Origin of the sequence: Acidocella aromatica (assembly GCF_014201825.1) — a bacterium.
GTDB classification, from domain to species: domain Bacteria; phylum Pseudomonadota; class Alphaproteobacteria; order Acetobacterales; family Acetobacteraceae; genus Acidocella; species Acidocella aromatica.
Genome location: NZ_JACHFJ010000001.1, coordinates 496,484 through 503,554 on the forward strand (window position 1 = coordinate 496,484; position 7,071 = coordinate 503,554).

Here is a 7,071-nt window from a genome sequence, read left to right on the forward strand (position 1 = left end):
AAAACAAGGCAAGACAAGAACAATAAGAACCATGACAACGAGGAAAATGTTCCATGCAGTTCGACGCTGTATTGCTGCCGTCCCGCCGTGCCGCCATGGTCGCCCAAGGTCATTGGCGCGACCGTACCATCAACGACTCTCTTGACGAGTGCCTTCGGACCTGCCCGGACAAGGTGGCGCTGACCGCCTACCGGGTAGAGGTGGGCGATGTAAAACGCTTCACCTATGCCGAGATGGCACGAATGGCGGACCGTATCGCCGTGGGCCTCACGCGCCTTGGCATCGGCAAGAACGATGTCGTAGCCTGCCAACTGCCGAACTGGTGGCAATTCTCGCTGCTCTACCTTGCCTGTTCGCGCATCGGCGCGGTGATGAACCCGCTAATGCATATTTTCCGCGAGCACGAGCTGCGCTTCATGCTCGGCCATGCCGAGACGAAGCTGATTGTCGTGCCGCGGCGGTTCCGTAATTTCGACTACGAGAGCATGGCCAAGGGGTTGCAAGCGGAGCTCCCCGCGCTGCGTCAGATCGTGGTGGTGGATGGCGAAGGTCCTGACAGTTTCAACGCCCTGCTCAGCGGCCCGGCTTGGGAGACCGAACCGGATGCGGCTGCGATCCTCACCGCCCATCGCCCCAACGGCGATGATATCACCCAGCTGCTCTACACCTCCGGCACGACGGGCCAGCCCAAGGGCGTGATGCACAGCGCCAACACGCTGTTCTCCAACATCATTCCTTATTCACAACGGCTGCGCCTGGGTACCGATGACATCATCCTCATGGCCTCGCCAATGGCGCACCAGACCGGCTTCGCCTACGGGCTGATGATGCCGATCATCCTGCACGCCAGCGCGGTGCTGCAGGATATCTGGCAGGTGACGAAGGCGGTGGAAATCATCAGCGCCGAACATGTGACCTTCACCATGGCCTCCACGCCGTTCCTCACGGACCTCACGCGCGAGGTGGCGGAGACAGGCAAGACTGTGCATTCACTGCGCAGCTTCCTCTGCGCTGGCGCGCCCATCCCGAGTCCGCTCGTGGAGCAGGCGCAAAAAGTGCTGGGGCTGAAGATCGTCTCCGCCTGGGGGATGACCGAGAACGGCGCGGTGACGCTGATTGATCTCGACGACGCTGACGAACGCGCCGTCAACACGGATGGCAAGCCGCTGCCAGGTGTGGAGATCAAGATCGTCGACACCACAGGCGCACAAGCGCCTGCCGGCACCGAGGGTAAACTGCTGGTCCGCGCCTGCTCGAATTTCGGCGGCTATCTTAAATCCTCGCATCTCAACGCCATGGATGAAGATGGATGGTTCGATAGCGGTGATCTCGCGAGGATGGATGAGCGCGGCTATATCCGTATCACCGGGCGCAGCAAGGATGTGATCATCCGCGGCGGCGAGAACATCCCGGTCGTCGAAATTGAGGCGCTGCTCTACAACCACCCAGACATCGCCGCTGTCGCCATCGTCGGCTACGAAGATGCGCGCATGGGCGAACGGGCCTGCGCCTTCGTGGTGCAGCGCCCCGGCAGCCAGAAGCTGACACTCGCGGATATCGTTGCTTACCTGCGTGAGAAGAAGGTGGCCATGCAGTACATTCCAGAGCGTCTGGAAATCCTGGATACCATGCCGGCCACGCCCTCGGGAAAGATCCAGAAATTCAAGGTCCGAGAAGTGCTGCGCCAACGTCTGGCCGCGGAACAGACAAGCTGAGGGGAGAGGCCAAAATGTCGGAAGTGCTGGTCCGCACCGAGGGACGCGTTGGGGTGATTACCCTGAATCGCCCTGCGCAGATGAACGCCCTGAACAGCGCGCTGATGGATGCACTCGGCGCGGCGTTGCTGAAATTCGATGCTGATCCGGAGATCGGCGCCATCGTTATCACGGGGAACGAGAAAGCTTTCGCCGCCGGGGCGGATATCGCCGAGATGGCGGATTTCTCCTACAGTGATGTTTACGCAAACAGCTTCATCACACGAAATTGGGAAACCATCCGCCAAATACGCAAGCCGGTGCTCGCGGCGGTGGCGGGCGTGGCACTGGGCGGCGGCTGCGAGTTGGCGCTGTCCTGCGACATTATCATCGCCGCGTCGTCCGCGCGCTTTGGCTTGCCGGAGGTTAAGCTCGCTTTGCTGCCCGGTGCGGGTGGCACGCAGCGTCTGCCGCGTGCCATCGGCAAGGCCAAGGCGATGGACATGTGCCTCTCCGCCAGGCTGATGGACGCCGAGGAAGCCGAGCGCAGCGGCCTCGTCTCCCGCGTGGTGCCGGAGGCCGAGCTGTTGACGCAGACTTTGGCTCTGGCGACGAAGATTGCCTCTTTCTCCCTGCCCGCGTTGATGGTGATGAAGGAGGCCGTCAACCGCGCTTATGAGAGCAGCCTGGCCGAAGGCATTCTGTTCGAGCGGCGTGAACTCTATGCCCGCTTCGCCAGCGAGGATGCGCGCGAAGGCATGCACGCCTTCTTGCAGAAGCGCCCCGCCATCTTCACACATCGCTAAGATTTTTTGGGATAAAAACCATGGCCCTGGACACTGAATCGTTTGACATCCTGCTGGATACGGTGCGGCGCTTCATCCGCGAGCGGCTGGTACCGGCGGAGAATTATGTCGAGGAGCACGACGAGGTTCCGCAGGAAATCGTGCAAGAGATGAAGGACATCGGCTTGTTCGGCCTCTCCATTCCCGAGGAATATGGCGGCACTGGCCTGTCCATGAGCCAAGAATGCCAGGTGGCGTTCGAGCTTGGCCGCACCGCCCTCGCCTTCCGTTCCGTGTTCGGCACGAATGTCGGCATCGGCTCGCAGGGCATCCTCATGGACGGCACGCCGGAGCAGAAGCGCGACATTCTGCCGCGCGTGGCCAGCGGTGACTTGATCATGTCCTTCGCCCTCACCGAACCCGATGCGGGCTCCGATGCGGCATCTCTGAAGACGCGGGCTGAACTTGATGGCGATCACTATGTGCTCAACGGCACCAAGCGCTTCATCACTAACGCGCCACGCGCAGGTGCCTTCACGCTGATGGCGCGCACCGGCGGGCCGGGCGCCACCGGCGTTTCCGCCTTCATCGTGCCCGCCGACACGCCCGGCCTGCGCCTGGGCAAGCCCGACAAGAAAATGGGCCAACGCGGCACCAAGACCTGCGACGTGATCCTGGAAGATGCGCGCGTGCCTGCCGCCAACATCATTGGCGGCGTGGCCGGCCAGGGCTTCAAGACCGCGATGAAGGTGCTGGACCGTGGCCGCCTGCACATTTCCGCTGTTTCCTGCGGTACCGCACAGCGTATTATTGAAGAGTCCGCCGCCTATGCGCGCGAGCGCAAGCAGTTCGGCAAGGCGATTGGCGAGTTCCAGTTGATCCAGGCCATGCTTGCCGATTCCCAGGCCGAAATGCTGGCCGGTTGGGCGCTGGTGCAAGATGTAAGCCGCCGCTTCGACCTCAAGCCACCGCATATGAGCGACCCCGATGTGAGCATGCGCGCCTCTTGCGCCAAGCTATTCTGCACCGAGATGGTCGGCCGTGTAGCGGACCGCGGCGTGCAGATCCATGGCGGTTCTGGCTACATCAACGAATACAAAGTAGAACGTTTCTACCGTGATGTTCGCCTGCTGCGCCTCTATGAAGGCACCACGCAGATCCAGCAACTCATCATTGGGCGCGAAGTTCTGCGCGCGGGCTGAACCAACATGGACACGCTGCAAACAACAATCCGCGACGGAGTGCTGATCATGGAGATCAGCAACCTGCCTGTGAACGCGCTCTCCCAGCCGGTGCGCGCGGCGCTGCTCGCCGCCGTGGAACGGCTGACCTCCGAACCGGAACTGCGCGGCGGCGTGATTCTTGGAGCGGGCCGCACGTTTGTGGCTGGCGCCGATATCAAGGAGTTCGGCAAACCGTCGCTGGCACCGCTGCTGCCGGATATATTCGCGGCTATCGAATCCTGCCCCAAGCCCGTGGTGGCGGCGCTGCATGGCGCGGCTTTGGGCGGCGGGCTGGAGCTGGCGCTGGCCTGCGATGCGCGCATCGCCCTGCCCAGCACGGTGGTGGGCCTGCCTGAAGTCACGCTGGGCATTATCCCCGGTGCGGGCGGCACACAGCGCTTGCCGCGCCTGACCGGCCTGACCACAGCCATTCGGCTGATTTGCAGCGGCGAGCAGCTGAAAGCCGAAGCCGCGCACAGACTGGGCATGCTGGACGAGGTGGTGGTGGAGGATCTGCAAGGTGCTGCCATTGCCTGGCTGAACAGCGCCCAGGCGGGCAAACGCCCCGTTAGCGCCATGCGCGTGCCGGAAGAGGCGCCGGAGGACATCGCCAAGGCTGAACAAGCGGCGCTGCGTGCTGGCAAATCCCGCCCTGCCGTGGTCGCGGCCATCACCGTGGTGAAGGAGGCCTCATCCACGCCATTCGCCGAGGCGCTGGCGCATGAGCGCGCCGCGTTCCTGACCCTGCGCGCCAGCCCCGAAGCCGCCGCTTTGCGCCATATCTTCTTTGCCGAACGCGAGGCCGCACGCCTGCCCGCGGACTTGCAGCAGACACCGCGCCCCATTCGGACCGTCGCCGTGATTGGCGCTGGAACCATGGGCAGCGGCATTGCGCTCAGCGCGTTGGAGGCAGGGTACACCGTCATCCTGCTGGACCAGAATACGGAACTGCTGGCCAAATCCGGCGACAAGCTCCGTACACAGCTGCAGGAACGCGCCCAGGCGGGAAAGATCAGCACCGCCGTGGCGCAGGAGGCGCAGGCGCGGCTCACTCTGGCCGATGGCTGGGCAGGTATCGCCCTAGCGGATCTCGTGATCGAGGCGGTGTTCGAGGATCTGGCCGTGAAGCACGAGGTGTTCCGGCAGCTCGACACCCACGCCAAGCCCGGCGCCGTGCTGGCGACCAACACCTCCTATCTCGACATTGACGCCATCGCCGCCGCCACCAAGCGGCGGGAAGATGTGCTGGGGCTGCATTTCTTCAGCCCCGCGCATGTGATGAAGCTGCTGGAAGTGGTGCGTGGCGCGCATTCGGCATCGGATCTGGCCGCCACCGGCATGGCCTTCGGCAAGAGCCTTAAGAAACTTCCTGTGCTGTGCGGCAATGGTTTCGGCTTCATTGGCAACCGCATCTACAACGCCTATCGAACCCAATGCGAATTCATGCTGGAAGATGGCGCTTGGCCCGAAGAGATTGATGCCGCGCTTGAAGCATTTGGCTTCGCCATGGGGCCATTCAGCGTGGCGGATTTGTCTGGACTCGATATCGCTTGGCGGATGCGCCAGGCCCGTGCCTCCACGCGCGATCCGCGTACGCGTTATGTACCGGTGTTGGACGAGCTGTGTGAGCGCGGACGCTTCGGCCGAAAAACTTGCGCTGGATACTACAACTATGCCGATGGCAAGCGCAGCGCTGGCAGCGACGACGTTGTACGGGCCATCATCAGCGAGGCTTCAGCTAAGCGTGGTATCGCCCGTCATGTGTTAACAACCGAGGACATCCAGCGCCGTGCGCTGATCGCCATGGTGAACGAAGCCGCACAGATTCTGACGGAGGCGATCGCCCAGCGTGCATCGGATATCGATGTCGTGCTCGTGCATGGCTACGGCTTCCCGCGCTGGGTAGGCGGCCCGGTACAATGGGCACGCGAGCAAGAACGCAAATACCTGGAACGCGATCTCGACATCATAGCCGCCGCCACCGGTTTTGGCTTTGTCCGTGGTGATCTTGACATTTTATTAAAGAAAACTAACGAGGATAACGCGTCATGAAACAGGCTTTTGTTTGCGACGCCATACGCACGCCATTTGGCCGCTATGGCGGTGTGCTGAGTGGCGTCCGTACCGACGATCTTGCCGCCTACCCCATCAAGGCATTGATGAGCCGCAATCCCGGCGTGGACTGGCAGGCGGTGGATGATGTGATTCTCGGCTGTGCCAATCAGGCGGGCGAGGATAACCGCAACGTGGCGCGCATGGCGGGACTGCTGGCTGGGCTGCCCATCGATGTGCCGGGCGCAACGCTCAACCGGCTCTGCGGTTCGGGGCTGGATGCGATTGGCACTGCGGCGCGCAGCATCCGCGCTGGCGAGACCGCGCTGATGATCGCTGGTGGCGTGGAAAGCATGAGCCGCGCGCCCTTCGTAATGCCGAAGGCTGACAGCCCGTTTACCCGTAATACCGCGGTGTATGATTCCACCATCGGCTGGCGCTTCGTGAATCCGCAGATGCAGAAGGCCTATGGCATCGACTCGATGCCCGAGACGGCTGAGAACGTCGCGGCGGATTTTAATATCGACCGCGCCTCTCAAGACGCGTTCGCGCTGCGCAGTCAGGAGCGCGCCGTTGCCGCGCAGGCTGCCGGGCATCTGGCACGCGAGATCGCCCCGATTGTCATTCCACAAAAGCGCGGCGAGGCGGTGACCGTGGAGTACGATGAGCATCCGCGTGCCACCAACCTGGAAGCACTGGCCAAGCTCAAGCCGATCGTACGTGCTGACGGCACAATCACGGCCGGCAATGCCTCCGGTGTGAATGACGGCGCAGGCGCCGTGCTGCTCGCCGATGAAGCCACGGCCTCCCGCCACGGCCTGACGCCGAAGGCCCGGATCGTCGGGATGGCGGTCGCGGGTGTTACGCCGCGCATCATGGGCATCGGCCCCGTGCCTGCCACGCAGAAGCTTCTGGCGCAGACCGGAATGAACATGGAGCAATTCGACGTCATCGAATTTAACGAGGCGTTTGCAGCGCAGGCCCTGGCGGTTGTCCGTTTACTCAAGCTGAGCGACGATGATCCGCGCGTGAATGCCTGGGGCGGCGCCATCGCGCTCGGGCATCCGCTGGGTGCCAGCGGCGCGCGGCTGGTGGCGACCGCCGTCAACCGTCTGTATGCCACAGGCGGGCTTTACGCGCTGTGCTCCATGTGCATCGGCGTGGGACAAGGAATTTCTTTGATCCTCGAGCGGGTCTAAATTTTTTAAAATTAGAGGTTTCCATGAAATTGCTGGTCGCTGTGAAGCGCGTGGTTGATTACAACGTGAAGGTCCGTGTGAAGTCGGATAAGTCTGGCGTTGAGACGGCTGGCGTGAA

General features: G+C 62.6%; 5 protein-coding genes and 1 pseudogene. All 6 read left to right on the forward strand.

The features are described 5' to 3' along the window. Positions 1–53: 53 nt before the first annotated feature. The gene (gene aliA, locus HNP71_RS02480) at positions 54–1,715 is read left to right on the forward strand and encodes a cyclohexanecarboxylate-CoA ligase (RefSeq protein WP_183265241.1); all 1,662 of its coding nucleotides are present in this window, start codon (positions 54–56) and stop codon (positions 1,713–1,715) included. 14 nt (positions 1,716–1,729) lie between these two features. Continuing rightward, positions 1,730–2,500, forward strand: a complete 771-nt coding sequence (locus HNP71_RS02485; protein ID WP_221246576.1) for an enoyl-CoA hydratase — start codon at positions 1,730–1,732, stop codon at positions 2,498–2,500. Between the two features lie 20 nt (positions 2,501–2,520). Beyond that, complete coding sequence (locus HNP71_RS02490; protein ID WP_183265242.1) at positions 2,521–3,681, forward strand: acyl-CoA dehydrogenase family protein; 1,161 nt, start codon at positions 2,521–2,523, stop codon at positions 3,679–3,681. Between the two features lie 6 nt (positions 3,682–3,687). Then, positions 3,688–5,754 carry a 3-hydroxyacyl-CoA dehydrogenase NAD-binding domain-containing protein gene (locus tag HNP71_RS02495; RefSeq protein ID WP_183265243.1) on the forward strand — a complete coding sequence of 689 codons (2,067 nt, stop codon included), beginning with the start codon at positions 3,688–3,690 and terminating at the stop codon, positions 5,752–5,754. Further along, on the forward strand, positions 5,751–6,953 hold the full coding sequence (gene pcaF / locus HNP71_RS02500; protein ID WP_183265244.1) for a 3-oxoadipyl-CoA thiolase: 1,203 nt from the start codon (positions 5,751–5,753) through the stop codon (positions 6,951–6,953). The genes HNP71_RS02495 and pcaF overlap by 4 nt, the downstream gene beginning before the upstream one ends. A gap of 23 nt (positions 6,954–6,976) precedes the next feature. Then, positions 6,977–7,071, forward strand: a pseudogene (locus HNP71_RS14150) (electron transfer flavoprotein subunit beta/FixA family protein); the annotation flags it as partial.

Excerpts from the sequence above, each read along its gene's own strand:
- aliA (WP_183265241.1), top strand. The coding sequence starts at position 54 with ATGCAGTTCGACGCTGTATTGCTGCCGTCCCGCCGTGCCGCCATGGTC.
- HNP71_RS02485 (WP_221246576.1), top strand. The coding sequence starts at position 1,730 with ATGTCGGAAGTGCTGGTCCGCACCGAGGGACGCGTTGGGGTGATTACC.
- HNP71_RS02490 (WP_183265242.1), top strand. The coding sequence starts at position 2,521 with ATGGCCCTGGACACTGAATCGTTTGACATCCTGCTGGATACGGTGCGG.
- HNP71_RS02495 (WP_183265243.1), top strand. The coding sequence starts at position 3,688 with ATGGACACGCTGCAAACAACAATCCGCGACGGAGTGCTGATCATGGAG.
- pcaF (WP_183265244.1), top strand. The coding sequence starts at position 5,751 with ATGAAACAGGCTTTTGTTTGCGACGCCATACGCACGCCATTTGGCCGC.